Source organism: Corallococcus sp. AS-1-6, from assembly GCF_020037015.1.
Taxonomy (GTDB): Bacteria; Myxococcota; Myxococcia; order Myxococcales; family Myxococcaceae; genus Corallococcus.
The window spans coordinates 64,554-89,148 of record NZ_JAIQDE010000006.1 but is presented as its reverse complement, the minus strand read 5'-3'; the positions used below and the strand labels follow the sequence as shown (position 1 = coordinate 89,148).

Here is a 24,595-nt window from a genome sequence, read left to right as displayed (position 1 = left end):
CATGTCCGCGCCCGCGCCCCGTCCTCTCTCTGTCGACAGCCTGCTGGGGCCCGGTGGCGCGCTGGAGGAGGCGCTGCCCGCGTACGAGCACCGCCCGGAGCAGCTCCAGATGGCGCGCGCGGTGGAGCGGGCCTTCGCGGAGGGCAGCTACCTCTTGGCGGAGGCCGGCACCGGCACGGGCAAGACGCTGGCGTACCTGGTGCCCGCGCTGCTGTCCGGGCGCAAGGTGGTGGTGTCCACGGCCACGAAGACGCTCCAGGACCAGGTGTTCTTCAAGGACCTGCCGCTGCTCAGCGAGAAGCTGGGGCTGCGCTTCCAGGCGGCGTACCTCAAGGGGCGCGGCAACTACCTGTGCCTGCACCGCTACGACTCCTTCGAGAAGGACCCGCAGTTCGTCTCGAAGGACGAGGCGAAGCAGTGGCCGCTGCTCAAGAAGTGGGTGACGCAGACGGAGACGGGGGACCGGGCGGAGCTGGATTTGCCGGAGTCCTTCGCCGCGTGGTCGCGGCTGTCCACCACGTCGGAGACGTGCCTGGGCTCGCGCTGCTCGCAGTACGAGACGTGCTTCGTCACGCGGATGCGCAAGCGCGCGGAGGCGGCGGACCTGCTGGTGGTGAACCACCACCTGTTCTTCGCGGACCTGGCGCTGCGCAGCTCCGGCAAGCGCACGGAAGGGGTGCTGCCCTTCTACGACGCGGTCATCTTCGACGAGGCGCACGCGCTGGAGGACGCGGCCAGCAGCCACTTCGGGTGCAGCGTGTCCAACTACCGGCTGGAGGAGCTGTCGCGCGACGCGGTGGCGGCCCTGCCGGCGAAGGACGAGCGGCACGCGACGCTCTCCGCGCTGGCCCAGCGGGTGCGCTCGCACGCGGACGCGCTGTTCCTCCAGGCGCCGCGCGCGCTGGGGCTGTCCAGCCAGGAGTCCACCGTGGCCCTGCGCCCGGAGACGATGGGCAAGCTGTCCGGCGCGCTGGAGCAGGTGCGTGAAGGCCTGGCCGCGCTGGCGTCCTTCGCGGGCAGCGAGCGCGAGCCGGAGCTGGCCGCCATCCACCGCCGCGCGGAGGAGATGGCGGAGCAGCTCACCTTCCTGGAGAAGTCCGAGTCCGCGGACCACGTGTACTGGGCGGAGGCGCGCGGCAAGGGGTTGTTCCTGCGCGCGAACCCCATCGACGTGGCGAAGGAGCTGCGCGACCGGCTCTACGGCGCGCTGGACACGGTGGTGTTCACCTCCGCGACGCTCGCGGCGGACAGCCGCTTCGACTTCTTCGCCAGGCGCATGGGCATGTACGACGACGAGGGCCAGCCCGTGACGCGCGTGCGCACGCTGGCGGTGCCCAGCCCGTTCGACTTCCCCCGCCAGTCCGCGCTGTACCTGCCCACGCACCTGCCGGACCCCAGCGCCCCGGGCTTCATCGAGGCGGCGGCGGAAGAAATCATCCAGTTGTGCGAGGTGACGGGCGGGCGCGCGTTCGTGCTCTTCACGTCGCTGCGCAACATGGTGCGCGCGTACGAGCTGACGGCGACGCGGCTGCCCTACCAGGCGCTGCTCCAGGGGGAGCGGCCCAAGCAGCAGTTGCTGGACGCCTTCCGCCAGACGCCCAGCGTGCTCTTCGCCGCGCACAGCTTCTGGGAGGGCGTGGACGTGCCCGGGGACGCGCTGAGCCTGGTCATCATCGACCGGCTCCCGTTCGCGTCTCCCGGCGACCCGCTGGTGGCCGCGCGCATCCGTCAGATTCAAGCGCGCGGGGAGGAGCCCTTCGACCAGTACCAACTGCCGCAGGCGGCGCTGGCGCTGCGGCAGGGCTTCGGGCGGCTCATCCGCACACAGGCGGACCGGGGCATCGTGGCGATGCTGGACCGCCGCATCGTGACCAAGGGCTATGGCCGCGTGTTCCTCTCCAGCCTGCCGCCCGCGAAGCGGATGGACGACACGACGGAGCTGAGCCGCTGGTTCAACGGCCCGGTGCGCCCGGTGCCGCCCGTGCGCTCGATTCGCTGAACACGTCGCGCAGGCGCAGGCCCACGCGCGCCTGGAGGGGCGGGGCCAGGGTGTCCACGCCCGCGCGGCCCGCGAGGTAGCGCCGGTCGAAGAGGTTCTCCACCGCGCCGAAGGCGTCCACCTTCCAGAAGAGGTGGCGGCTCACGAACAGGTCCACCACCGCCGCGCCGCCCATGCCGCGCGTGTTGAGGTCGTCCTCGTACTGCGGGCCGAACACGCGCAGTTGCGCGGTGACGGAGACGATGGACGGGTCGTCGAAGGAGAGCGCGAGCGCGCCGCGATGCCGGGGGTCCTGCGGGAGCTGGCGACCCACGAGGTCGGGCTGTCCGGGAGCCCGCGTGACGACGGGGTCCACGAAGGTGTAGGCGGCGAGCGCGGTCCACCGCCGTGACACGCGCCAGTCCGCGCCCAGCTCCACGCCGCGCACGCGGGCCCGGCCCAGGTTCTGGCGCTGGCGGGTGGCGCCGCCCGGCAGCGGCGTGGCGAGGGTGACGTTGGTGACGGGGGCGTCCAGCACGTTCCAGAAGCCGGTGACGCGGCCGGTGAGCCCGCGCGGGCCGGTGGCCTCCACGCCGGCCTCGGTGCCCCAGAGGCGCTCGGCGCCCAGGTCCGGGTTCGCGGCGGTGAGGACGGTGCCCACCTGGAAGGGGCGGTAGAGCTCGTTGAGGGTGGGGGCGCGGAAGGCGCGGTACGCGGAGGCGCGCAGGGTGAGCCACTCCCGCGGGCGCACGCGCGCGGCCATGCGGGGGCTGAGCTGGCTCGCGGTGCGGGGCGTGTAGGCGGTGGCGGTGGTGGTGCCGTTCGCGAAGCTCTCCAACTGCCTGCCGTCGAAGTTGCGCCACGTGTCCCAGCGCAGGGTTCCGGCGAACTCCAGCGCGGGGGACACGGTGTAGAGGTCCTGCACGAAGACGCCGCCGGAGCGCTGCGTGCCCCGCGTGTTGCGCGCGTAGAGCGTCGTGGCGGTGTAGGTGGGGGGGAAGAGCAGCTCATCGGCCCTGCCGTGGGAGCGCCGCACGTCCACGCCCGCGGCGAGCACGTGGCGTCCTCCCAGCGCCAGCTCCGGGCCGGTCCAGACGAGCGAGCCGCCCTGGTCGTTCGCGGGCACGTCCTGGAGGGCGGAGCGGGTCTCGAAGGCGCGGTCCGGGGTGACGCGGGCGCGGTCCTGGGCGAAGTGCTGGGTGCGGCCGTAGAGGCCCAGCTCGAAGGCGCCGGCGGCGTCCGTGCGCAGGCGGGCGTTCGCGGCGAACCACGCCAGGTCCACGCTGGCGACGGTGTGCTGCGTGCCGCCGTTCTGCACCTCGCGGAACACGCCCGCCCGGGCGGAGAGGGAGAGGTGGTCGGTGGCCGCCGCTTCGACGCGGGCCTGGGCGCTGACGTGCTCGGAGGGCGTGTCACCGTCGATGCGGCCGCGCTGGCCCTCGGGGACGATGTGGTAGCCGTTGCTGGTGAGGCCCTCGACCTCCAGGGCCGCGCCCACGCGGCCCCAGCGGTCCGCGATGCGCGCGGCGGCGAAGCCGGTGCCCAGGTTGCCGGCGGACACGTCGGCATCGAGCACCGGGCCGGTGATGGGGCGGGAGAACCACTGCACCACGCCGCCCAGCGCGGCGCTGCCGTAGAGCGCGGAGCCGCCGGTGGGGACGACCTCGACGTGGTCCAGGCCCAGGCGGGGCAGGGCGCGCCAGAAGACCCAGCCGCCGTAGGGGTCGTTGAAGGGGAGTCCGTCCAGCAGCACCAGCCCGCGCGCCACACCGGAGGGCGCGAGCCCGCGCAGGTTGAGCCCCTGCGCGGTGGGGTCCGCGACGAGCGACGGCGTGCGGCGGAAGGTGGCCGCGGACGGCAGCGTGCGGATGAGCGCGTCCTGCGTGAGCGTGGGGCTGCGCTCCATCTCCGCGCGGGGAATCACCACCGTGGTGGCGGGCACGTCGCGCAGCGGACGCGGCAGGCGCGTGGCGGTGACGACGGTGCGGGTCTCACTGGGGACCTGTTCCTCCTCGGGCTCCGTCTCCACGGGCGGCACGGCCTGCGCGGCGGCCACTCCGGGCAGCAGCAACGCGAGTCCGAGGCCGAAGGGGAGCGACAGTCGAGAGGGAGCGCGCGGTCCAGGCATCGCGCTCCGCTCTACTGGATGTCCGGCGCCCGGGCGAGTGATGGCGGGCTCCACAAACACGAACGGCGGTGAAGCGACCGGAAGGCCACTCCACCGCCGCCGCTCACGGCCTCGGAGGCCGTGGGGGAACTACGCCGCGGACATGCCACCGGAGGCGGCGGCCGGGCCCTGGTACTGCGCGTCGCCGAAGCCGAGGATGGCGTAGAAGACCGGGCCGAGCAGCGCCAGGCCGATGCCGAAGCCCACGCCCTTCCCGAACGACTTCGCCATGTCGATGCTGATGATGAACAGCGCGATGAAGTTCACGCACGGCAGGAGCGCCAGCACCACCCACCACGCCGGACGGCCGACGATCTTGGTCAGCACGTAGATGTTGTAGAAGGGCACGATGGCCGCCCACCCGGGCTCGCCCGCCTTGGCGAACGTCTTCCACATGCCGGCGATGATGAAGCCGATGAACGCCAGGTAGAAGATCCAGAACAGCGGGCCCGGGCCCGCCGCCTGCTGGTCCTGCATCTGCTGCATCATCTCGAGCTGCTGCTGATCCATGACTTCCCCCTCGGAAGTGCGGGCCCCACCCCGGTGGGCGGGTCCCAGTTCACTCCCGAACAAAGGCGAAGTCGGGGGGGGAAAGCAAATGTCTTCCCCGCCCGGGCCGGGCCCGCTCAGGCCTTCAGCGTCTCCGGCACCTGCCAGTCCGGCTTCAGGCGCTGGATGATCTTCACGAAATTCTCTTTGTCCTGGGCTTTCTCCAGGGCGGCCTCCGGGAGGATGACGTCGTCCTTCACCAGCCGCTCCAGGTGCATGTCCAGGGTCTGCATGCCCTGGCCCTGGCCCGCCTGCATCTTGGAGGCGATCTGGAACACCTTGCCCTCGCGGATCATCGCGGCGATGGCGGCGCTGCCCACCAGGATTTCGAGCGCGGCGACGCGGCCCTTGCCGTCCGCGGTCTTGATGAGCTGCTGGGCGACGATGCCGGCCAGCGACTCCGCGAGCATGCCGCGCACCTGGCCCTGCTCGTCCGCGGGGAAGGAGTTGATGATGCGGTCGATGGTGGCGGGGGCGCTGTTGGTGTGCACCGTGGCGAAGACGAGCACGCCGAAGCTCGCGAGCTGGAGCGCCAGCTTCATGGTCTCGTTGGTGCGCAGCTCGCCGATGAGGATGACGTTGGGGTCCTCACGGCCCGCGGAGCGGATGGCGGTGGCGAAGCTGGAGGCGTGCGGGCCCACCTCGCGGTGGGTGACCTGGGCCTTGAGCGACTCGTGCACGAACTCCACCGGGTCCTCGATGGTGAGCACGTGCGCGGGGCGCGTCTTGTTGATGTGGTTGATCATCCCCGCGAGCGTCGTGGACTTGCCGGAGCCCGTGGGGCCCGTCACCAGCACCAGGCCGCTGCGGCGGTCCGCCATCTTGCGCACCACCTCGGGCGTCTTCAGGTCCTCCAGCGACAGGACCTTGCTGGGGATGGTGCGGAACACGGCGCCAATGCCGGTCATCTTGTAGAAGTAGTTGGCGCGGAAGCGGGCCTTGTTGCCGTAGCCGTAGGCGAAGTCCAGGTCCAGCTCCTCGGTGATCTGCCGCTTCTGTTCGGGCGAGCAGATCTCGAAGAGCACCGACTCCAGCTCGTCGGTGGTGAGGGCCTCCTCGCGCAGGGGCACCAGCTCGCCGCGGATGCGGCCCAGGGGCGGGTAGCCCACGCTCAGGTGCAGGTCGCTGCCCTTCCTGTCGAGCAGCATGTCGAACCAGCCGGCGATGCGGGGGGTGTCCGTCATGTCAGGCGCCCTTCTTGCCAAGCAGTGAGCCCACCTTGGACAGCATCCGCGCGCCCTCCTGGGCGCTGGCGGGCGTGGGCACGGTGGGGGCGGCGCCGGGCCGCTTGCCCGTCACCATGGCTTCAATCTCGTCCGGGTTCTCCGCGAAGCCCTTCACCGTCTCCAGCGTCGCCTTGCCGGAGCGGGCCAGGTCCGCGAGCGAGTCCTCGAAGCGGATGATGCCCAGCGACTTGCCGCGCTGCTGGAGGGAGGGGATCTGGAACGTCTTGTTGTCGCGGATGAGGTTGCCCAGGGCCACGGAGCCGGTGAGCACCTCGGCGGCGGCGACCAGGGACTTGCCGTCCGTGGCGGGCATCAGCCGCTGGCTGACGATGAGGCGCAGGCCGCTGGAGAGCGACAGGCGCACCTGCTGCTGGTCTCCCGGCGGGAAGAGGTCGATGAGCCGGTCGATGGTCTTCGCCGCGCTGGGCGTGTTCATGGTGCTGATGAGCAGGTGGCCCGTCTCGCTGGCGGCGAGCGCCATGCGCACGGTCTCCGTGTCGCGCAGCTCGCCCACGACGATGACGTCCGGGTCCTCGCGGAGGCTGCCCTTGAGGGCGCTGGCGAAGGTGCGGGTGCTGGTGCCCACCTCGCGCTGGCTGATGAGGGCGCGCTTGCGCGGGTGCACGTACTCCACCGGGTCCTCCACGGTGAGCACGTGGTGCGTGGTCTCGCGGTTGATGATGTCCACCAGCGCCGCGAGCGTGCTCGTCTTGCCGTGGCCGGAGGGGCCGGTGAGCACGATGAGGCCCTGGTGGTGGTGCGTGGCCTTGGCGATGTCCGGGGGCAGGCCCAGCGACTCCAAGGTGGGGATTTCGCGGGCGATGACGCGGAAGGTGCCCTTGAGGCCCGTGCGCTGGCGGCCCACGTTGACGCGGAAGCGGCCGGTCTCCTCGGAGTCCAGCGCGAAGTCCACGCTGCCGTCCTTCTCCAGCACGGGCCGCAGCCGCTCCGGGATGATGGGGAGCAGCAGCCGCTCCACCGTCTCCGGGGACAGCGGCGTGTCCTGCGGGAGCAGCTCCCCGGCCAGGCGCAGCAGCGGAGGCCGACCGGCCACCAGGTGCAGGTCGCTGGCGCCCATGCTGCGCGCCTGCTCCAGCAGCACGGTCAGGTCGCGGCCCGGAGCGGACGTCGCGCGCGAGATGGGGATGATCCGCGCGGGGGGATTCGCGCCGGCGGTGGAGTGGGCCGGAGCGCCCGCGTGTGAAGGAGCACCCGCGTGTGAAGGAGCACCCCCGTACCCGGCCGCGCTCGCGTGTGAAGGTGCGCTCGCGTGTGAAGGCGCACCCGCGTGGGAGGCCGTGCCAGGAGCTCCGCGCGCGGCGGCTCCCGCGCCCATGCCACCGGGCTGCGCGGCCCGCGCGGACGCGTCCACGGGAGCGGAGACCGCGGGCACTCCCGCGTAGGGCGTGCGCGTAGGCGCCTGCGCGGACACGGCCGGCATGCCCGCGTAGGGTGTGCGCGTGGGCGCGGCGGGTGCCGCCGGAGCCGCGGTCGCCGGAGCCGCCGCGGCCGCTGGAGCCGCCGCGGCTGGCGCGCCCTCCGTGCCTCGCGTGAGGCGCACGTTCATCAGCTCGCCCCGGCGCACCGCCGCGATGTTGAGGGAGCCCAGGCCCGTGGCGTTCACCGTCCACTGCACCGGCGTCTCCGATACCGAGGACGCGCGCGCCATGCCCACCATCGCCTGGAGGGCCTTCACGAGCTCATCGGTGGAGAGGGCGCCTGGATCAATGGGCTCGTAGCCGTTGGCGCCTCGCACCATCGGAGGACGGCCGCTGGCCAGGGCCAGCTCGGTGATTCCAGGACGCGAGAGATGACGCAGCAGTTCCGCGAGCGGTTTCATTCAGGGGGGAGGCCCCACCGCTGCCGTGCGTCAGGCCCGGCGGGGTGGAAACTCCCGCGAGGATAGTCGACCGCCGCGCTCCAGGTCACCCTGGGGGCATGGGCCCGAACGCACGACGGGAGCGGCCGTGTGAGGGCCCCTCCCGTCGGGTCCAACCGAGTGCGTTGGGGTACGGCGGACTACAGCTCGCGCGACATCAGGAGCCGCAGCTTGCCGGACTTCTTGGAGACCACCGTGGCCACCGTGGTGAAGCCCGCCTTGCGGTAGAAGCCCACCGCGGGCGCGTTCGCCGGGTCCACGCGCAGGGCGATGGTCTTGCGGTACATGTCGCGCGCCGCGTCCAGCGCCTTGTCCAGCAGCATGGCGCCCACGCCGTGGCGCCGCAGCTCCGGCTTCACCACGATGTTGCGCAGGTAGGCCGCGCCCGGCACCGGACCGTCGCGCTCCACCGTCACGTAGCCCACCACCTGGTTCTGCAGCCGCGCCACGTGGAGGAAGGGCTTCAACTGGGTGAGAGCCTTGAGGCTCTCCTCCTGCGTCTCACCCCGCCCCTTCCAGGGCTCCGAGTTGGCGCGCAAGGCCGACACCGTGGTCAGGTCCTCGTCGGTGGGCGGACCGAATTTGACCCCGGTCACCAGATCGTTGGGGAGCGTCGCTCCGTCCAGCACCGGCGTGGGGGCCGCCACCTCGACGCCAGGGTCCACCTGCTTCATCGTCATCGCCTTGCTCCTCCGTCGCGTCCGCGATCCTAACCGGTCCCCCCGTACCCATGCACGCGATCATTCCGCGCGCATTGTCCTGTTTTCAGTGTGGGGAGACGTCCTCCTCCCAGGCGGGGAGCAGGAACTTCTCGAAACGTCACTTGCGGAGGCGTCATTCCGGGAAGACACGTCCCGCTCCGCTGTCTGGACTGCGAGCGGCCTTCCGCGCGGAGCGTGAGGCCATTATAAAACCCCTGTCCGGGTCCCCCTCGGTCCGAGTTCCGCCCCTTGCAACTCAACCACGCCCAGCGCGAGCTGACGCTCAAGATCGTCTATTACGGCCCCGGGCTCAGCGGGAAGACGACGAACTTGCGCAAGCTGCACGCGCGAGCGCGGCCGGACGTGCGAGGGCGCCTGCTGTCGGTGGATACCCACGACGACCGGACCCTCTTCTTCGACCTCTTGCCCGTCTTCTTCTCCACCTCCACGGGCTTCAAGGTGAAGGTGAAGCTCTTCACCGTGCCCGGGCAGGTCATCCACAACGCCACGCGGCGGGTGGTGCTCCAGGGCGCGGACGCGGTGGTCTTCATCGCGGACAGCCGGCGCGGGGCGGCCCAGGAGAACAACGCCTACTGGCGCAACCTGCAGGAGAACCTGCGGGAGATGGAGCTGGACCCCACGCAGGTGCCGGTGGTCATCCAGTTCAATAAGCGCGACCTGCCCGACAGCCTCACGGACGAGGAGCTGGCGGAGGTGCAGCGCCGGGGCAGCCAGCCGGTGGTGGGCTCCGTGGCCGTGCGGGGCGAGGGCGTGGTGGAGACCTTCCACGCCGTGGTGCAGACGGCCTGGCGCGCGCTGGAGGGCCGGGCCCAACTGTCGCGCAACGTGGGCCTGAGCGAGGAAGAGTTCCTGGGGCAGATCTTCCGGCACATCGACCTGAGCGGCACGGCGCTGGAGGGGCGGTACGGCCCCGGCGCCATGCCTGGCGGCAGGGAGAGCGGGAGGGCGCCATGAGCGGCGCGTCAGGCGGAGGGCCCCGGAACACCGCGAGCGTGCCCCGGCGCGAGTCCGCGCTCCAGCGGCGGCTGTCGCTGGGGGACCTGCTGGACCTGCCGTCCTTCACGGAGGTGGTGAAGGGCTTCAGCGACCTGTACCGCGTGGGCATCAAGGTGCTGGACACGCGCGGCAACAAGCTGGCGGACGTGAAGGTGGGCCATGGCGACTTCTGCGCCTACGTCTTCTCCTTCCCGGACGGCCGCCACGCGTGCACCGCCATGGTGGGCCGGGTGAAGGACGGCCCCGTGCTGCCGGAGGCCGGCGGGCGCGTGGCGGACGGGGACGTCTCCGAAGCGGCGGGCCTCATCGCGCTCACCTGCTTCACCGGCCTGCGCTACGTGGTGATGCCGGTGCGCTGGGACGGCGACCTCTTGGGCCGGGTCATCCTGGGGCCCTTCACGCCGGAGGAGCTGACGGACTTCCCCCAGACGCTCACCGGCATCCACGGCCTGGACCTGGAGCGCGCGCAGGAGCTCTTGGGCCGCGTGCGCCGCGTGCCGGAGCGCACCGCCGCGCAGGTGCTGGGCCACTTCGGCCAGGTGCTGGGCGCGCTCGTGGCCAGCGGCCAGAAGGCGTACCTGGCCACGCACCTGCACCTGGAGTCCACGCTGGAGGTGCACCGCGAGCTGGAGGCGCAGAACGCGCGGCTGCTCCAGGCGAACGCGCGGCTCAAGGAGCTGGACCGGCTGAAGTCCACCTTCCTGGGCACGGTGAGCCACGAGCTGCGCACGCCGCTCGCGTCCATCCTGGGCTACTCGGAGATGATGGCGGAGGGGCTGGCGGGGCCGCTCAACCCGGAGCAGCTCCAGTACGTGCGCACCATCGTGGAGAAGGGCGAGACGCTCCTCTCGATGATCTCCTCGCTGCTGGACCTGAGCCAGATTGAAGCCGGGCGCCTGCGCCTGTCCATGGCGCCGGTGGACCCCGGCTACGTCATCCAGACGGCGGTCTCCAGCGTGCTGCCGCAGGCGCAGCGCAAGGGGTTGGAGCTGGAGGTGCGGCTGCCGCACACGCCGCAGCCCCGGCTCGCGGGTGACCTGGACAAGCTGCGCCAGGTGGTGGTGAACCTGCTGGCCAACGCGGTGAAGTTCACGCCCGCGGGCGGCCGCGTGAAGGTGACGCTGTCGGACGCGGCGATGCAGCAGGAGCTGGGCGTGCCCGGCTACCGCATCAGCGTGGAGGACACCGGCGTGGGCATCCGCGCCGAGGAGTTCGAGCGCATCTTCCAGAGCTTCTACCAGGTGGACGGCAGCTCCACGCGCGAGTTCGGCGGCGCGGGGCTGGGGCTGGCCATCGTGAAGAGCCTGGTGGAGGGCCACGGCGGCCGGGTGCGCGTGGAGAGCGAGTTCGGCCACGGCTCGCGCTTCATCGTCCAACTGCCGCTGCACCCGCCCATGCAGGAGCGCGGGCTGACGGCCGCGCCGCCCATGCCGGAGCCCGACCGCTTCTGACGGTCAGGGCGGGTGGGGCTCGATGAGCCCCGGGCCTCCTGACGTGGTGGGGAGGAACTCCGGCAGGCGCGTCTGCACCAGCGCGCCCACGAGCCCCAGCAGCATCACCACGCCCAGCGCGCGGCCCAGCCTGAGCGTGAGCGAGCGCTGCTCCGACACGCGCGCCACGAGGACGAAGTTGATGGCGGCGCTGGCGAGCGACGCGATGATGGCGCCCACCCCGGCCGTCGTGGGGGAGATGGTGCCGTTGGCGCACAGCGACGCGGCGGACGCCACCGCGGACGCGCTGGACACCAGTCCGCCCACGGCGCTCACCGCGTAGAAGCCCCAGCGGCCCAGCAGCGTCTGGCCCACGGTGCCCACCACCTGGAGCGCCAGGAAGATGAGGCCGAACTTCAGCGCGGACGGCAGGGAGAAGGGCGACTTCAGGGGCAGGGCGGGGGGCTCGGCGCCGGGCGTGGCCTCCGTGCGCGAGCGCATCAACGCGAGGCCCGTGCTGGACAGGAGGATGAGCACCAGCGGGATGGCGGAGTCCACCAGCGCTCGGAAGGAGAGCAGCCCCAGCAGCACGGCATTGCGCAGCGCCATGGCGGCGGTGGCCAGCATCACGCCCCGGTAGGCCACGTCCAGCAGGCGCCCGGACGTCTCGCGCACGCGGTTGGCCAGCTCCGCCACGGTGACGGTGCTGTTGACGAGCCCGCCCAGGAACCCCGTCACCTCCACGCCGTGCGTGCCGAACATCTTCCACAGCAGGTAGTTCACGAAGCCGATGGCCGCGATGAGGATGACGGTCACCCACGCGGCGCGCGGCTCGATGAGGCCCCACGGGTCCACCGGCTGCGCGGGCAGCACCGGGTAGATGGCGAAGGCGAGGATGGCCAGCAGGATGGCGCTGCGCAGCTCCTCGGCGGTGATTTTGTGGCTGAAGGTGGCCATCCGCTCCTTCCACGCGAGCAGCCCCGCCGTCGTCACCCCCACCGCCGCGGGCGTCACCGTGTGGCCCAGGCCGCACAGCACGCCGGTGAAGCCCGTGACGAGCAGCGCGGCGGACGTGGTCAGCTCCGCGCCGCCGTTGGCGCGCAGGGACTGCCAGTTGAGGAAGCACAGCAGCACGCCCAGCAGCGCGAGGCTGAGCAGCGCGAAGTTCGGGCCCAGGAGGCCGCCCATGCCGCCCAGCAGCGCCGCGAAGCCGAACGTGCGCAGGCCGGCCTCCTTGCCGCGCCACTCACGCTCCAGCCCGACGAACAGGCCCACCGCGAGCGCGAGCGTCAGCCGCATCAGCGTCTGCAGCGGCGGCCAGGAGACGACGGGGGGAAGACCTTCCATCATGCGAAAACCCTCTCCTCTTTCTCTGCTCGCGTGCCGGGCGGACGTCAACGCCGCACCCCGTCACGCACCCGAGGCCCACGTCAGGTGAGCGCGCGGGGGCCTTCGGGAGCGGGGCCGCCGGGGATGACGTGCAGCCGCTCCCAGCCCTGGCGCGCGAGGAGCTGATGCAGCCGGAGCCGCAGCGCCGCCTGCAACGCCTTCACTCCGGCCTCGTCCTTCAATGACAGCGCGGGCAGCGACCAACGCTCCCTCACGCGTGCGTCCATGCCGGGCGCATGGCCCGCGACGTCGATGAGGACGTAGTGCGATGCGGGCACGGTCCGGTCGCGCGTCGGCGCGGCGCGCAGGTTCGTCTCCCGCATCAGCGCCTCCACCGCCGGCGGCGGCCCGTCATCCAGGCCCGCGCCCGGTGGCGGCGCCACCACCGCCCGCGCCCGGTCCGGGTGCGCCAGCGTGTTGAAGAGGGCGGCGGCCAGGTGCGCGGGCCCTGCCTCCGAGCACTCGAAGACGACGGTCTCCACGGCCGTGGGCGCGGGCCTCGGCGGGCCGCCCAGCAGCCACCGGAAGAGGAACACCGCCAGCGCCGCGCCCAGAAGCTGCGCCGCGACGAAGGACTCCACCTCCCACGGGCTCATCACGCCCAGGTGGGCGCTGGCCGCTCTGGCCAGCACCAGCGCCGGGTTCGCCAGCGAGCGCGAGTCCGTGAACCACACCGTCGCGGCCACGTACCCCGCGATGGCCAGCGGCGTCGCCGACGGACGCGTGCGCACGCAGCCCCGCACCACCACCAGCAGCCCGAACGTGGCCACCATCTCCGTGAGGAACCGCGCCCCGTCCGCCGCGGGCAGCCTCGCGGTGAGCAGCAGCGGCTCATTGCACATGCGGTGCGCGACGAGCCGCCCCACCAGGCTGCCGGTCAACTGCGCCAGCGCGTACAGCGGCACCTCGCGCCAGGGCGTGCGGTCCCCCAGCGCGTCCGCGAAGGTGAGCGCCGGATTCAGGTGCGCCCCCGACAGCGGCCGCAGCACCCACAAGAGGCACGCCAGCACCGCGCCGCAGGACAGGGACATGAAGAGGCGTCCCTCCGTGGCGCTCGCGCCCAGGTGCTCCGCGACGTGGTGCGACCCCTCCAGCGCCACCACCACCAGCCCGCAGCCCAGCGCTTCCGTCACCAGCCGGCGGCGCAGGTCCATGGGTGGGGTGGAAGAGGGCACTCCCCAGTCCTATGCCTGGGCGGTCCGACACCGTCAACGCCACGCGCCCCCATCCCGCCCTCACGTTCGCGGGTCGTCATTGCGTCCCCGGCGCGGGCGTGGTCTTCAGTGCGCCATGCCCGGCGAGTTCGACCTCATCCAACGCTTCCTCGCCTGCTTCCCGCGCGCGCGGGTGCCGGTGGGCCCGGGAGACGACTGCGCCGTGCTCGCGCCGTCCCGGGGCGCGCTGTGCGTCACCACCGACGCCGTGGTGGAGGACGTGCACTTCACCCGCGCGACGTTCTCCGCCGCGGACATCGGCCACAAGGCGCTCGCGGTGAACCTGTCGGACCTGGCCGCCATGGGCGCCACGCCGCGCTGGTTCGTCTGCGCGCTCGCGCTGCCCCGGGACTTCCCCGCCCGCGAGGTGTCCGCGCTGGGCCGGGGCATGGCCGCGCTGGCGAAGGCCCACCGCATCATGCTCGTGGGCGGCAACTTCACCTCCGCGCGCGAGGTGTCCGTCACCCTCACCGTCACCGGGGAGCTGTCCCACGCGCCCCTCACCCGCGCCGGCGCCCGGCCCGGAGACCTCCTCTATGCCTCCGGCACGCTGGGCGACGCGCGCCTGGGGCTCCAGCACCTGAAGGCCGGCGTCCGGCGGGGCTCGGCCGTGAGACGCCAGCGCCGCCCCGAGCCCCGCATCGCCCTGGGGAGGCTGGCCGCGCGCTTCGCCTCCGCCGGGATGGACGTGTCGGATGGCCTGGCGCAGGACCTGGGCCACCTGTGCGCCGCGTCCCGGGTGGGCGCGGAGCTGGCGCTGGACCGGCTGCCCCTGTCACGCGCCGTGCGCGCGGCGCTGGGACCGGAGGGGGCCCTGCGGGGAGGGGAGGACTACGAGCTGCTGCTCGCCATCCCCCCCTCGCGCATGCAGGCGTTCGAGCGGGCGTGTGCCCGCGCCGGGCAGGAGGTGACGCGCGTGGGCGTGCTCACCCGGGAGCGGACGTTGCGAATCCGGGACGCGGGGGGGCACCTTGTGACCCCTCCCGCGGGATACGATCACTTCGCCCGGTCAGGCAGGCAGATCCGGCCGGATGATTGACCCGTACCGGACAGCAAGGCTAAACCCCTGGGCTGTTTTCCGCCCCTCCCGCTGAAAGCACCCCGTGCGCCGCCCCCTTCGCGACGACCCCTCCTCTGGCCTCACCCCCCGACGCGAGCCGGTGCAGCGACTGCTGCGCGCCGTCGAGGGCCCCAAGGCGGTTCGCGAGCAGTCCCTGCACCGGAAGATCACCACCGGCTACATCCTGCTGGGCCTGCTGCTGGGCACGTGGCTCTTGTGCACGGAGAGCCTCTTCGACGCGTCCTGGGGCAACTGGAGCTTCATCATCCGGGTGGGCGTGGGCGTGCTCATCACCTTCGGCGGCGCCACGTTCCTGCCGTCGCTGCTGGCGCGCGTCACCCGCGTGAAGGTGCTCAGCCGCTCCGCCTTCGAAATCTCGCAGGGTGACCTGTCCAAGCCCGTGGCCGCGGAGGTGCACAGCACCCGCGACGAAATCGACGAGCTGACGGGCGCCATCTCCCGCATGCAGGAGAACCTGCGCGAGCTGGTGGGCAAGATTCAAGACACCGCCAAGAGCGTGGCGGACACGGCCATCGACCTGCAGCGCAGCGCGGAGAACGTCAACGGGTCCACGGAGGAGGTGGGCTCGTCGATGGAGAAGATCGCCAGCGGCGCGGAGACCCAGTCGCAGTTGGTGTCGCAGGCCTCCAAGGTCATCACGGAGATGGCCGGCAGCATCCAGCGCACGGCGGCCAGCGCCCTGGACGCGGCCCGCACGTCCGCGGAGACGAGCAGCAGCGCGGAGGACGGCTCCAAGGCGGCGCGGCTCGCGGGCGACAAGGTGAAGAAGGTCTTCAACCGCATCGAGTCCGCCAGCCAGCAGGTGTTCGCCTTCGGCGAGAAGACGCAGGAGATTTCGAAGATCGTCGACGCCATCACCCAGGTGGCGCAGCAGACGAACCTCCTGGCCCTCAACGCCACCATCGAAGCGGCGCGCGCGGGCGAGTACGGCCGCGGCTTCGCGGTGGTGGCGGACGAAGTGCGCAAGCTGGCGGAGAGCGCCGGCCGCTCCGCGGAGCAGATTTCCCGCCTGGCGCGCGACATCTCCGGCCAGTCCACCTCCGTCGTGAGCGCCATGAAGGAAGGCATCGCGGAGCTGGCGGAAGGCCGTGAGGACCTCACCGACATCATGCGCTCCATGGGGGCCATCACCGACACCGCCCGCAAGGGCGCGGAGAAGGTGACGCTCATCTCCGACAGCACCCGCGACCAGATGAAGGGCAGCGAGGAGATGGTGAAGGCCATCGAGGAGATCAAGCTCGTGGCGAAGAACAACGCCAGCTCCACGGAGGCCATCCAGGCCGTCATCCAGGAGCAGACGGCCGCGGTGTCGCGGATGACGTCGCTGGCGAGCGAGCTGACCAACCTCTCCGTGGAGCTGCAGAGCGTGGTGCGCAGCTTCCGCCTGGGGCCCTGAAAGCCCCCATTCCCCGCCTTTCCGCCGCCTTCCGGCACCAGGGCCCTCACCGTGCGGCACGTCATCTTCCGGGTCGAGAAGGAACGCTACGGGTTGCCCTTGTCGGCCGTCCGGGAGGTGGTCGTCCCCCCGGAGCGCTACACCCGTGTACCGCGCGCCCCCGCCGCCATCACCGGGGTGATGAACCTGCGCGGCCGGGTGGTGACGGTGGTGGAGCTGCGCCAGTTGCTCCATTTGCCAGAAGGTCCCACGCCCCTGTGCCGGGTCGTGCTACTGGACCGGGGTCGCAGGGATTTGGGGCTGCTGGTGACGGACGTGGATGGCATCGAGGCGGTGGAGCGCGTCAGCGCCGCGCCGGGCAAGGTCATGCCCGCGGTTCGCGGCGTTGCCCGCCTGGGCGGTCTGGGAGTGACCGTGCTGGATCCGGAAGGACTTGATGCGGCGGTCGTTGCCTTGTTCACTCCCTCCAAGTGAGTAGCCCCCTGGAAACGGCCGGTGATAGGGTGCGCTCCCTCTAGGCCTGAAACGGAGGCGGAGTTCTTCACATGGCTAAGCGGGTGCTGGTCGTCGACGACGCCATCTTCATGCGCAACATGATCAAGGACATCTTTGCGTCTGGAGGGTTCGAGGTCGTCGGTGAGGCGGCCAACGGCCTGGAGGCCGTGGAGAAGTTCAAGGAGTTGAAGCCGGACCTCACGACGATGGACATCGTGATGCCCTTCAAGAGTGGCATTGAAGCCACACGGGAAATCATCAAGGCCGACAGCAGCGCGGTCGTCATCATGTGCTCGGCGCTCGGGCAGGAGAGCCTGGTGATGGAGGCCATCGAGGCGGGTGCCTCGGACTTCATCGTCAAGCCGTTCCGGGCGGAGGACGTGCTGGCGGTCGTCAAGAAGGTGCTGGGCGAGGCCTGAATCGGCGCACACGGGGCCGCTGCCGCCCGGGTCGCGGCCCTGTCCGCCTGTGAAGGAGGTGCCGGGTCATGACGATGGACATGTCCCGGTACCTGGGCCTCTTCATCTCGGAGGCCACCGAGCACCTGGAGGCGCTCGGGCGGGACCTCGTGGCGCTGGAGCGCGAGGCCACCGCCAGCACCGTGGACTCGATGTTCCGGCACGCCCACTCGGTGAAGGGCATGGCGTCGTCCATGGGCTTCGAGCCCATCGCGATGCTGGCGCACCGGGTGGAGGACCTGGTGGACGCGGTGCGGCAGGACCGCAAGCTCCTGGACCGGGACCTGGTGGACCTGCTGCTGAGCGCCACGGACACGCTCACCGCCCAGGTGCGCGCCGTGTCGTCCAACCGCGAGCCGGAGCAGGCGGAGGGGTTGCTCAAGCAGTTGAGCACCCGCGTGCAGTCGCTCACCGGCCACGCCCCCGCCGCGACCCGCGTGGCCCAGGTCACCGCGCTCAAGCCCGCGACCCCGTCCGGAGACGACGGGGAGGGCTCGGGAGGCGGGGAGGGGCCGTCGGGTGCCTCGGGCTCGGGGACGCCGGGAGGCAACGCCGGGCCCGCGCCGGGTTCGGGGACGCCGGGGAGCGCGGCCGGTGCCTCCGGCGCCGGTGCGTCGGGTGCGGGGACGACGGAGGGCTCCGAGGCTTCGGGAGGCTCCGCTTCAGGTGGCGCCGGGCCTTCGGACTCGGGGGCCTCGGGTTCGGGAGCATCCCGCGGAGAGGCGGCCTCGGGAGCAGGCGGAGCGCCCTCCTCCCTGGCGGTGATGCCGCCGGCCACTTTGATGCCGCCTCGCGACCTGAGCGGCCCGGATGCCCTCTACGGTGCCCCGGGGGCGCGGTCCCTGGCGGTGGTGCCGGAGAACGACGCTGCCGCGTCCGTGGCGGCGCTGGCCTCCGGGCTCAAGGCCGCCGCCAGCGCGGGGGACGGCAAGGCCGGTTCTCCCCGCTGGTCGGTGCGCCTGCGCATCTCCCCCAACTGCCAGGTGCCCGGCGTGCGCGCGTTCCTCGTGCACAAGCGGCTGTCCTCCCTGGGCACGCTGGTGGACCTGCGCCCGCCCCTGGAGGAGCTCAAGGCCGGCCGCATCCCGGACGGCTACATCCAGGTGGACGTGGAGACCGGCGTGGGCGACGCCGGCATCCAGACGGCCCTGCGCAACGTGGCGGAGGTGGAGGTCGTCTCCGTCGCCCCGGCCGTCCCGGAGCCGCCCGCGCTCCCCGTCGCCGCGCCCGCGTTGGACCCGGCGCGCGCCACCGCGGACGCGGGCTCCCGCACGGTGCGCGTGCGCACGGAGCTGCTCGACTACTTCCTCGACACGGTGGGGGAGCTGATGCTCGCCACCGCGCGCCTGCGCGAAGTGGGCAAGGTGCTGCCGGAGAACACGCGCCCCGCGCTGGAGGAGGGCGTCTACCGGCTGCACACGCTGGTGAAGGACCTGCACGACAAGGTCATGAGCGCGCGCATGACGCCGCTGTCGCTCATCACCGACCGGCTGCCCCGCGCCGCGCGCGACCTCGCCCGCCGCAAGGAGCGCGAGGTGGAGCTGGTCATCACCGGCGCCGAAATCGAGCTCGACCGCGCCATCCTCGACGAGCTGGCGGACCCGCTGCTGCACCTGCTCCGCAATTGCATCGACCACGGCCTGGAGTCTCCGGAGGAGCGGGTGGCCGCGAAGAAGTCCGCGCGCGGCCGCGTCACCGTCACCGTGCGCCGCGCACGCGACCGCGTCATCATCGACATCGAGGACGACGGCCGGGGCATGGACCCCGCGAAGCTCAAGGCCTCCGCGCTCAAGCGGGGGCTCATCACCGAGGACGCCGCCCAGCGCATGGCGGACCGCGACGCGTTCCTGCTGTCGTGCCTGCCGGGCGTGTCCACCGCCAAGGACATCACCGACATCTCCGGCCGCGGCGTGGGCATGGACGCGGTGAAGCGCGTGGTGGAGAGCGTGGGCGGCACGCTCGAAATCGACAGCGAGCGGGGCCGGGGCACGGTCTTCACGCTGCGCCTGCCGCTCACCGTCGCCGTGGTGCACCTGCTCCTCGTGGAGGTGGGGGAGGAGGTCTTCGGCCTGCCCATCGCCAAGGTGGTGGGCGCCACGGAGGCGGACCCGCAGTCCCTGAGCAAGAGCCGGGAGACGGCGCTCCTGCCGCACGGCAACGGCCTGCTTCCGGTGCACGCACTGGAGGTGCTCCTGGGCGTGCCCGCGGCGCCGAAGCCGGGCTACCGGCCCTTCGTGGTGATGGAGGGCGACGCCGGCACCGGCAAGGTGGCGCTGGCGGTGGATCGCCTCCTGGGGCAGGAGGAAGTCGTGCTCAAACCCTTGTCCCGCCCCCTGGACTTGCTGCCGGGATTGTCCGGCGTGACCATCCTGGGCAGCGGTCGTCCCGTGTTCATCCTGGACGTCCCGAGGTTACTGACCGCGTGAGCCCCCCCCTGCCCAGTGACGCGCAGCTCGACGCCCTGCGCGAGGTGGCCAACATCGGCTGTGGACACGGCGCGAACGCCCTGGCCCGGCTGGTGGGTGGCCGCGTGGACCTGTCCGTCCCGGACGTGCGCGTCACGGACGCCACTCAAGGCCCCGCGCTCTTCGCGGACGACGCCCCCGCCGTCGCCGTGCGCCTGGGCATGACGGGAGAGCTGCGCGGCGCGCTGGTGCTGGCGCTGCCGTCCAGGGACGCGGAGGCGCTGGAGTTCGCGCTGGTGCGCGGCCACCCCGCGTCCCCCGAGGAGCGCGAGAGCGCCCTGGCGGAGGCCGCGAACATCCTCGCCAGCGCGTGCCTGTCCGCCATCGGACGGCTGACGGGCTGGCGGTTGCTGCCCTCCGTGCCCCAGCTCCAGCGCGGGCCCATGCGCCCCGTGCTGGCGGGCGTGCTGGGAGACGTGGAGCCGGGGCCGGGCGTGGTGCTGGCGGCGCGCTTCACGGCGTCCGGGCCCACGTCGCTGGGGGGGCAGATGCTGCTGGTGCTGGAGCGCGGGAGCGCCCAGGCGCTCCTGTCCCGGCTGGGCCTCTAGGTCCGCCTGGAGGCGCGGGGGCGGCTGGGGTAGACCGCTCGCCCATGGACGAGAAGGCGCTCAGGGCCCTGCTGGGCCAGGTGAAGACGGGCAAGGTCAGCCTGGACGACGCGGTGGGCAAGCTGAAGGACCTGCCGTACGCGGAGCTGGGCTACGCGACGGTGGACACGCACCGCAACCTGCGGTTCGGCTTCCCGGAGGTGGTGCTGGGAGAGCCCAAGACGGCGGAGCAGATCCTGGGCATCGTGGGCGCGCTGGTGGAGCGCAAGCAGACGGTGCTGGTGACGCGGCTGCAGCCGGAGAAGGCGGAGGCCCTGGTGGCCCGCTTCCCCAAGGGCCAGTACCACCCGGTGGCGCGCATCTTCCACCTGCCCCAGCGCAAGGTGAAGGCGGGCCGCGTGGCCATCGTGACGGGCGGCACCAGCGACCTCCCGGTGGCGGAGGAGGCCGCGCTCACCGCGCAGGCCATGGGCGCGGACGTGCGGCGCGTCTACGACGTGGGCGTGGCGGGCATCCACCGGCTCTTGCGCCGGCGTGAGGAGATTCAGGAGTGCCACGTCGCCGTGGCGGTGGCGGGCATGGAGGGCGCGCTCGCGTCCGCGCTGGGGGGCCTGGTGGGCATCCCGGTGGTGGCGGTGCCCACGTCGGTGGGCTACGGCGCGAACCTCGGGGGCATCTCCGCGCTGCTCTCCATGGTGAACTCGTGCGCCTCCAACGTGGCCACGATGAACATCGACAACGGGTTCGGCGGCGGCTTCTACGCGGCGCTCATCTCCCGCACCAAGGGACGGAGCTGACAGGTCATGCGGCGCATCCTCTACCTGGAGCCGGTGGGCGGCATCGCCGGGGACATGTTCCTGGCGGCGGGCATCGACCTGGGCGTGTCCCCGGACGCGCTCGCGCAGGCGCTGTCCGGCCTCAACGTGCCGGGCTGGAAGCTGGCGGTGTCGCGAGCGGTGCGCCACGCCATCAGCGGCACGCACCTGGACGTGGTGCTGGACGCGAAGGAGGCGCACCCGCACCGCGCCTACGCGGACATCCGCCAGTTGATTGAGGCCGCGCCCACGCTGCCGGAGCGCGCGAAGGCGCGGGCCCTGGCGGTGTTCCGCGCCATCGGCGAGGCGGAGGCGAAGGTGCACGGCGTGTCCATCGACGCCATCCACTTCCATGAAGTGGGCGCGGTGGACTCCATCGTGGACATCTGCGGCGCCGCCGTGGTGCTGGAGCTGCTGGGCGACCCGGAGGTGCACGCCGCGCCGCCGCCCCTGGGCAGCGGCACCATCCGCGTGGCGCACGGCCAGATGCCCATCCCCGTGCCCGCGACGCTGGAGCTGCTGCGCGACGTGCCCGTGCGCTTCGAGGGCGTGGGCGAGCTGACGACGCCCACGGGCGCGGCGCTGCTCAAGGTGCTGACGCGGATTGGCCACCCGCCGGACTTCATCGTGGAGAAGGTGGGCTACGGCGTGGGGACGAAGGACTTCCGCGACCGGCCCAACGTGCTGCGCGCGTCGCTGGGCCGCGTGGAGACGCAGGCCACCGAAGGGCTGTGGGTGGTGGAGGCGAACCTGGATGACGCCACGCCGCAGCTCCTGGCGCACCTGGTGGAGCGGCTGTTGGAGGTGGGCGCGAAGGACGCGTGGGTGTCCCCGGTGGTGATGAAGAAGGGCCGGCCGGCGCACCTGTTGGGCGCGCTGGTGGAGGGCGGCCTGCGCGAGGCGGTGGTGGACGCGCTGCTGACGGAGTCCACGTCGCTGGGCGTGCGCTACCACCGGGTGGAGCGCCACGCGCTGGCGCGCGACTTCGTGGAGGTGGAGACGCCCTGGGGCCGGGTCCGCGTGAAGCGCGGCCTCAGGGACGGCCGGGTGCTCAACGCGCACCCGGAGTTCGACGACTGCGTCCGGCTGGCCCGGGCCGCGGGCGTGCCGGTGAAGCAGGTGATGGCCGCCGCGATGGCGGCCCTCACGCCGTGACGCCTAGGCCGGCCGCGCCAGGGTGATGACGCCGAAGGACGCGCCGCCGGGGTCGGCCACGATGGCGATGCGGCCGTAGGGTGAGTCGAACGGCCGCATGAGCACCTTGCCGCCCCTGGCGGTGACGGTGGCGGCGGCCTCGTCGGTGTTGGCCACGGCGAAGGTGATCATCCAGTGGGGCCCCACCTCGGCGGGCGTCTTGTCGTCGAGCTGCATCACGCCGGCCGCCTCGGTGCCGCCCTGCTTCAGCACCCAGTAGTGCATCCGGTCATCCGGCATCTTGTCCGCCGTCATGCCGAAGAGGTCCTTGTAGAAGGCGACGGCCTTGGCGCCGTCGCGCGTCTTGGCCTCGAACCAGGCCACGGCGCCGGGCTCGTTCACCAGGGCCGCGCCGGGGAACAGGTTCGGCTGCCAGAAGCCGAACGCCGCGCCGGTGTTGTCCGCGCAGAAGGCCATGCGCCCCGCCTCCATGACGTCCATGGGCTCCAACATCACCTTGCCGCCCAGCTCCTTCAGGCGGGCGACGGAGCGGTCCACGCTCTCCACGGCGAAGTAGGTGTTCCACGCCGGCGGGGGCGGCGCGTCCTTGGGGCGCGGCATCATCGCCGCCACGAGCTGGCCGTTCTTGCGGGCCATCGTGTAGTAGCCGTTCTGCTGGGACGTGGGGTCGAACGTCCAGCCGAACAGCGCACCGTAGAAGTCCAGGGCCTTCTCCAGGTCCCAGGCCGACAGGTCCACCCAGGACACCGTCCCCGCAGCGTGCTTCGTCATCGCAGGCATCGTCGCTCCCCTCGCAGTGCGCCCGGTGGGACACCGGGGCTACCTGGAAGGTAACAGCGGATTCGCGGCGGACTGAAAGGATTTTCAGTGGTGCTCCGCGTCAGCGGCGGGGCTGACGCGCGAGCCCCTGCGCGAACGCATCCGTGTTGCTCCCCACCACGCACACCGGCAGGTCCTCCACGAGCCCGCAGCGCGCGCCCGCGTCGAGGAAGGGCCGCACGTGCGGCGGCAGCACCACGTACGCGGTCTTCGCGTCCAGGCCGCCCGAAGGCAGGGGCGCGCGGCACTCCGCGGCCAGCGCCTCCGGCGTGCGCGACGCGTAGCCGCTGTTGAACGTCAGCTTCAGCCGGTACGCCTGATACGCCAGCGCGTTCACCAGCGGCTCGTCGTAGCGGCACACCCACTGCACCTGCGGCGGGAAGAGGGCCAGGTGCTGGTAGGAGCCCTTCAGCGCGTCCCACTCCGGGGACTTCAGGCGGTGGAAGCGCACGGGCTTGAAGAGGGCGCTCTTGTCCTCGCGCACGTCGTACGCCTGGAGCGCCACCGCCACCGCCAGCGCGGCCACGGCCACGACGGGCACGCCGCGCCACAGGCGCACCACCCCCAGCACCGCGCCAACGACGAGCAGGTAGTGCAGCGGCCAGACGAAGCGGCCGGACGCGCGGAACGCGTTCGTCGCCTTCGTCAGCGGCGCGTACAGCGCGCCCAGGTCCGCCACCGGCTGGCCCAGCCACGTCACGCGCGAGGACAGCGCGTAGAAGGCCATGAGCAGCACCACCGCCGCCGCGGGCAGCACCCGGCGCCAGTCCAGCGCGCGCGCCTCCCGCATGCGCGCGAACAGGCTCACGCACGCCACGGCGCCGAGCAGCAGCGCCCCCGCGCCCAGGTAGCCGAAGCCCTCGCCCTGCCGGGGCGCGGCGGGCAGGTCCGGCAACAGGCGCGCCCAGCCCATGGGGTTCACCAGCGTGGCCAGGTCCGCGGAGAAGTCCCCGAAGCCCTCCGCGCCCAGCCCGCCGCCGCCGAAGTAGCCGAAGAGGGCGAACAGCCCCACGTCCAGCGCCGCGATGCCCGCGCACAGCGCCGCGACGCGCGCGGGGCCCAGCTTCCGGCTCCAGGCGAGCCGCACCCCGAGCGCCAGCGTCAGCGGCATCAACATGGCCACCCAGTACGGATGGGTGCCGGACGCGATGGCGTTGAAGAGGGCCGCCAGGCCCAGGCTCCGCGTCGCGGCGCGCGCGTCCGGGATGTCCCGCAGGTTGAGCCACAGCAGGGCCAGCAGCAGCCAGTGCGCGCACAGCGTGGGGTGGCCGAAGCGCGCCGCCATCACCGGCGACAGCGCCAGCAGCGTGCCGCCCAGCGCCATGGGCACCGGACGCGGGGACACCGTCTCCACCAGCCGCGCGCCGAAGTACCCCATCAGCGCGTAGCACAGGGCCAGCCACGGCCCGGTGTACTGGAAGTCCACGGGCAACAGCGGCGAGAGGGGCTTGAAGAGCAGCGCCACCCACGGGTTGCCGTCCGTGAGCGCCACCGACGAGCCGTACGGGTAGAAGTGGTTGGGCGCCGCGCCCAGGGGCAGCGTCCAGTCCGCGTTGCGGAAGAAGAGCCAGCCGAAGATGTGCGCGGCCCAGTCCTCGCGCATCATCCAGTCGATGCGCGTGGGCGGCAGCACCGGCCCGCCGCCCAGCCACAGGAACCAGCCCAGCCCGCCGAGCACCGCCAGCGCTCGCGCCACGACGAGGGCCCGGTGGGAGGTGGACGGGGAGGGCGGGGGACTCGGGGGAAGGACGGACTGGCTCAAGGCGCGGCGACTGTAGGCGCCCGCTTCCGTGCCCCGCAACCGCGCGCTGCC

20 protein-coding genes are annotated in these 24,595 nt (G+C 72.3%); 11 read left to right on the top strand and 9 right to left on the bottom strand.

Annotated elements, in window-relative coordinates; translation table 11 throughout:
• Position 1: 1 nt before the first annotated feature.
• Positions 2–1,999, top strand: coding sequence for an ATP-dependent DNA helicase (locus tag K8612_RS10380; protein ID WP_223741026.1), 1,998 nt, complete (start codon positions 2–4; stop codon positions 1,997–1,999).
• On the opposite strand, the gene K8612_RS10375 is transcribed toward K8612_RS10380, so the two are convergent.
• The 5 genes from K8612_RS10375 to K8612_RS10355 form a co-directional block, all read right to left on the bottom strand.
• Positions 1,953–4,106, bottom strand: a complete 2,154-nt coding sequence (locus K8612_RS10375; protein WP_223762164.1) for a TonB-dependent receptor — start codon at positions 4,104–4,106, stop codon at positions 1,953–1,955. The two genes, K8612_RS10380 and K8612_RS10375, sit on opposite strands and share 47 nt — an antisense overlap.
• A gap of 129 nt (positions 4,107–4,235) precedes the next feature.
• A complete protein-coding gene (locus K8612_RS10370) occupies positions 4,236–4,655 on the bottom strand; it encodes a DUF5684 domain-containing protein (protein ID WP_223762163.1) in 420 nt (139 codons plus the stop codon).
• A 116-nt stretch (positions 4,656–4,771) separates the two neighbouring features.
• Complete coding sequence (locus K8612_RS10365) at positions 4,772–5,878, bottom strand: type IV pilus twitching motility protein PilT (protein WP_223762162.1); 1,107 nt, start codon at positions 5,876–5,878, stop codon at positions 4,772–4,774.
• Position 5,879: 1 nt separating this feature from the next.
• On the bottom strand, positions 5,880–7,760 hold the full coding sequence (locus K8612_RS10360; RefSeq protein WP_223762161.1) for a type IV pilus twitching motility protein PilT: 1,881 nt from the start codon (positions 7,758–7,760) through the stop codon (positions 5,880–5,882).
• A gap of 179 nt (positions 7,761–7,939) precedes the next feature.
• Positions 7,940–8,479, bottom strand: a complete 540-nt coding sequence (locus tag K8612_RS10355; protein ID WP_206787503.1) for an N-acetyltransferase — start codon at positions 8,477–8,479, stop codon at positions 7,940–7,942.
• Positions 8,480–8,749: 270 nt separating this feature from the next.
• Between K8612_RS10355 and K8612_RS10350 the strand changes: the two genes are divergently transcribed.
• Together K8612_RS10350 and K8612_RS10345 are read left to right on the top strand one after the other, a co-directional pair.
• Positions 8,750–9,475: an ATP/GTP-binding protein gene (locus K8612_RS10350; protein WP_120561098.1), complete on the top strand. Its 726-nt coding sequence runs from the start codon at positions 8,750–8,752 to the stop codon at positions 9,473–9,475.
• Positions 9,472–10,968 (top strand): ATP-binding protein, encoded by a 1,497-nt coding sequence (locus K8612_RS10345; RefSeq protein ID WP_223741032.1) that lies wholly within the window; start codon positions 9,472–9,474, stop codon positions 10,966–10,968. Before K8612_RS10350 ends, K8612_RS10345 begins: the two co-directional genes overlap by 4 nt.
• A gap of 3 nt (positions 10,969–10,971) precedes the next feature.
• Here K8612_RS10345 and K8612_RS10340 read toward each other — a convergent pair whose 3' ends face one another.
• On the bottom strand, positions 10,972–12,297 hold the full coding sequence (locus tag K8612_RS10340; protein WP_223762160.1) for an MgtC/SapB family protein: 1,326 nt from the start codon (positions 12,295–12,297) through the stop codon (positions 10,972–10,974).
• 80 nt (positions 12,298–12,377) lie between these two features.
• On the bottom strand, positions 12,378–13,511 hold the full coding sequence (locus K8612_RS10335; RefSeq protein ID WP_373692096.1) for an aquaporin: 1,134 nt from the start codon (positions 13,509–13,511) through the stop codon (positions 12,378–12,380).
• Between the two features lie 115 nt (positions 13,512–13,626).
• On the opposite strand from K8612_RS10335, the gene thiL reads away from it, so the two are divergent.
• The 8 genes from thiL to larC all read left to right on the top strand — a co-directional run bounded on the left by thiL (position 13,627) and on the right by larC (position 21,963).
• Positions 13,627–14,589 carry a thiamine-phosphate kinase gene (gene thiL, locus K8612_RS10330; protein WP_223762159.1) on the top strand — a complete coding sequence of 321 codons (963 nt, stop codon included), beginning with the start codon at positions 13,627–13,629 and terminating at the stop codon, positions 14,587–14,589.
• A 64-nt stretch (positions 14,590–14,653) separates the two neighbouring features.
• Positions 14,654–16,027 carry a methyl-accepting chemotaxis protein gene (locus K8612_RS10325; RefSeq protein ID WP_223741035.1) on the top strand — a complete coding sequence of 458 codons (1,374 nt, stop codon included), beginning with the start codon at positions 14,654–14,656 and terminating at the stop codon, positions 16,025–16,027.
• Between the two features lie 51 nt (positions 16,028–16,078).
• Entirely contained in the window at positions 16,079–16,501 is a 423-nt protein-coding gene (locus tag K8612_RS10320) for a chemotaxis protein CheW (RefSeq protein WP_014400068.1), read from the top strand.
• A 71-nt stretch (positions 16,502–16,572) separates the two neighbouring features.
• Positions 16,573–16,941 (top strand): response regulator, encoded by a 369-nt coding sequence (locus K8612_RS10315; RefSeq protein WP_014400067.1) that lies wholly within the window; start codon positions 16,573–16,575, stop codon positions 16,939–16,941.
• A 68-nt stretch (positions 16,942–17,009) separates the two neighbouring features.
• Positions 17,010–19,406, top strand: a complete 2,397-nt coding sequence (locus K8612_RS10310) for a chemotaxis protein CheA (RefSeq protein ID WP_223762158.1) — start codon at positions 17,010–17,012, stop codon at positions 19,404–19,406.
• A complete protein-coding gene (locus tag K8612_RS10305) occupies positions 19,403–19,993 on the top strand; it encodes a chemotaxis protein CheC (RefSeq protein ID WP_223762157.1) in 591 nt (196 codons plus the stop codon). Before K8612_RS10310 ends, K8612_RS10305 begins: the two co-directional genes overlap by 4 nt.
• Positions 19,994–20,037: 44 nt before the next feature.
• Positions 20,038–20,790 (top strand): nickel pincer cofactor biosynthesis protein LarB, encoded by a 753-nt coding sequence (gene larB / locus K8612_RS10300; protein ID WP_223741038.1) that lies wholly within the window; start codon positions 20,038–20,040, stop codon positions 20,788–20,790.
• A 6-nt stretch (positions 20,791–20,796) separates the two neighbouring features.
• Positions 20,797–21,963, top strand: a complete 1,167-nt coding sequence (gene larC / locus K8612_RS10295; protein ID WP_223741039.1) for a nickel pincer cofactor biosynthesis protein LarC — start codon at positions 20,797–20,799, stop codon at positions 21,961–21,963.
• 3 nt (positions 21,964–21,966) lie between these two features.
• On the opposite strand, the gene K8612_RS10290 is transcribed toward larC, so the two are convergent.
• Entirely contained in the window at positions 21,967–22,734 is a 768-nt protein-coding gene (locus K8612_RS10290; protein WP_223762156.1) for a VOC family protein, read from the bottom strand.
• Positions 22,735–22,843: 109 nt separating this feature from the next.
• Entirely contained in the window at positions 22,844–24,544 is a 1,701-nt protein-coding gene (locus K8612_RS10285; RefSeq protein WP_223762155.1) for a DUF6311 domain-containing protein, read from the bottom strand.
• Positions 24,545–24,595 lie beyond the last annotated feature (51 nt).

Coding starts and splice junctions, on each gene's coding strand:
- K8612_RS10290 (WP_223762156.1), bottom strand. CDS start 22,734: ATGACGAAGCACGCTGCGGGGACGGTGTCCTGGGTGGACCTGTCGGCC.
- K8612_RS10360 (WP_223762161.1), bottom strand. CDS start 7,760: ATGAAACCGCTCGCGGAACTGCTGCGTCATCTCTCGCGTCCTGGAATC.
- K8612_RS10365 (WP_223762162.1), bottom strand. CDS start 5,878: ATGACGGACACCCCCCGCATCGCCGGCTGGTTCGACATGCTGCTCGAC.
- larC (WP_223741039.1), top strand. CDS start 20,797: ATGCGGCGCATCCTCTACCTGGAGCCGGTGGGCGGCATCGCCGGGGAC.
- K8612_RS10355 (WP_206787503.1), bottom strand. CDS start 8,479: ATGACGATGAAGCAGGTGGACCCTGGCGTCGAGGTGGCGGCCCCCACG.
- larB (WP_223741038.1), top strand. CDS start 20,038: ATGGACGAGAAGGCGCTCAGGGCCCTGCTGGGCCAGGTGAAGACGGGC.
- K8612_RS10310 (WP_223762158.1), top strand. CDS start 17,010: ATGACGATGGACATGTCCCGGTACCTGGGCCTCTTCATCTCGGAGGCC.
- K8612_RS10340 (WP_223762160.1), bottom strand. CDS start 12,297: ATGATGGAAGGTCTTCCCCCCGTCGTCTCCTGGCCGCCGCTGCAGACG.
- K8612_RS10375 (WP_223762164.1), bottom strand. CDS start 4,106: ATGCCTGGACCGCGCGCTCCCTCTCGACTGTCGCTCCCCTTCGGCCTC.
- K8612_RS10370 (WP_223762163.1), bottom strand. CDS start 4,655: ATGGATCAGCAGCAGCTCGAGATGATGCAGCAGATGCAGGACCAGCAG.
- thiL (WP_223762159.1), top strand. CDS start 13,627: ATGCCCGGCGAGTTCGACCTCATCCAACGCTTCCTCGCCTGCTTCCCG.
- K8612_RS10345 (WP_223741032.1), top strand. CDS start 9,472: ATGAGCGGCGCGTCAGGCGGAGGGCCCCGGAACACCGCGAGCGTGCCC.
- K8612_RS10380 (WP_223741026.1), top strand. CDS start 2: ATGTCCGCGCCCGCGCCCCGTCCTCTCTCTGTCGACAGCCTGCTGGGG.
- K8612_RS10315 (WP_014400067.1), top strand. CDS start 16,573: ATGGCTAAGCGGGTGCTGGTCGTCGACGACGCCATCTTCATGCGCAAC.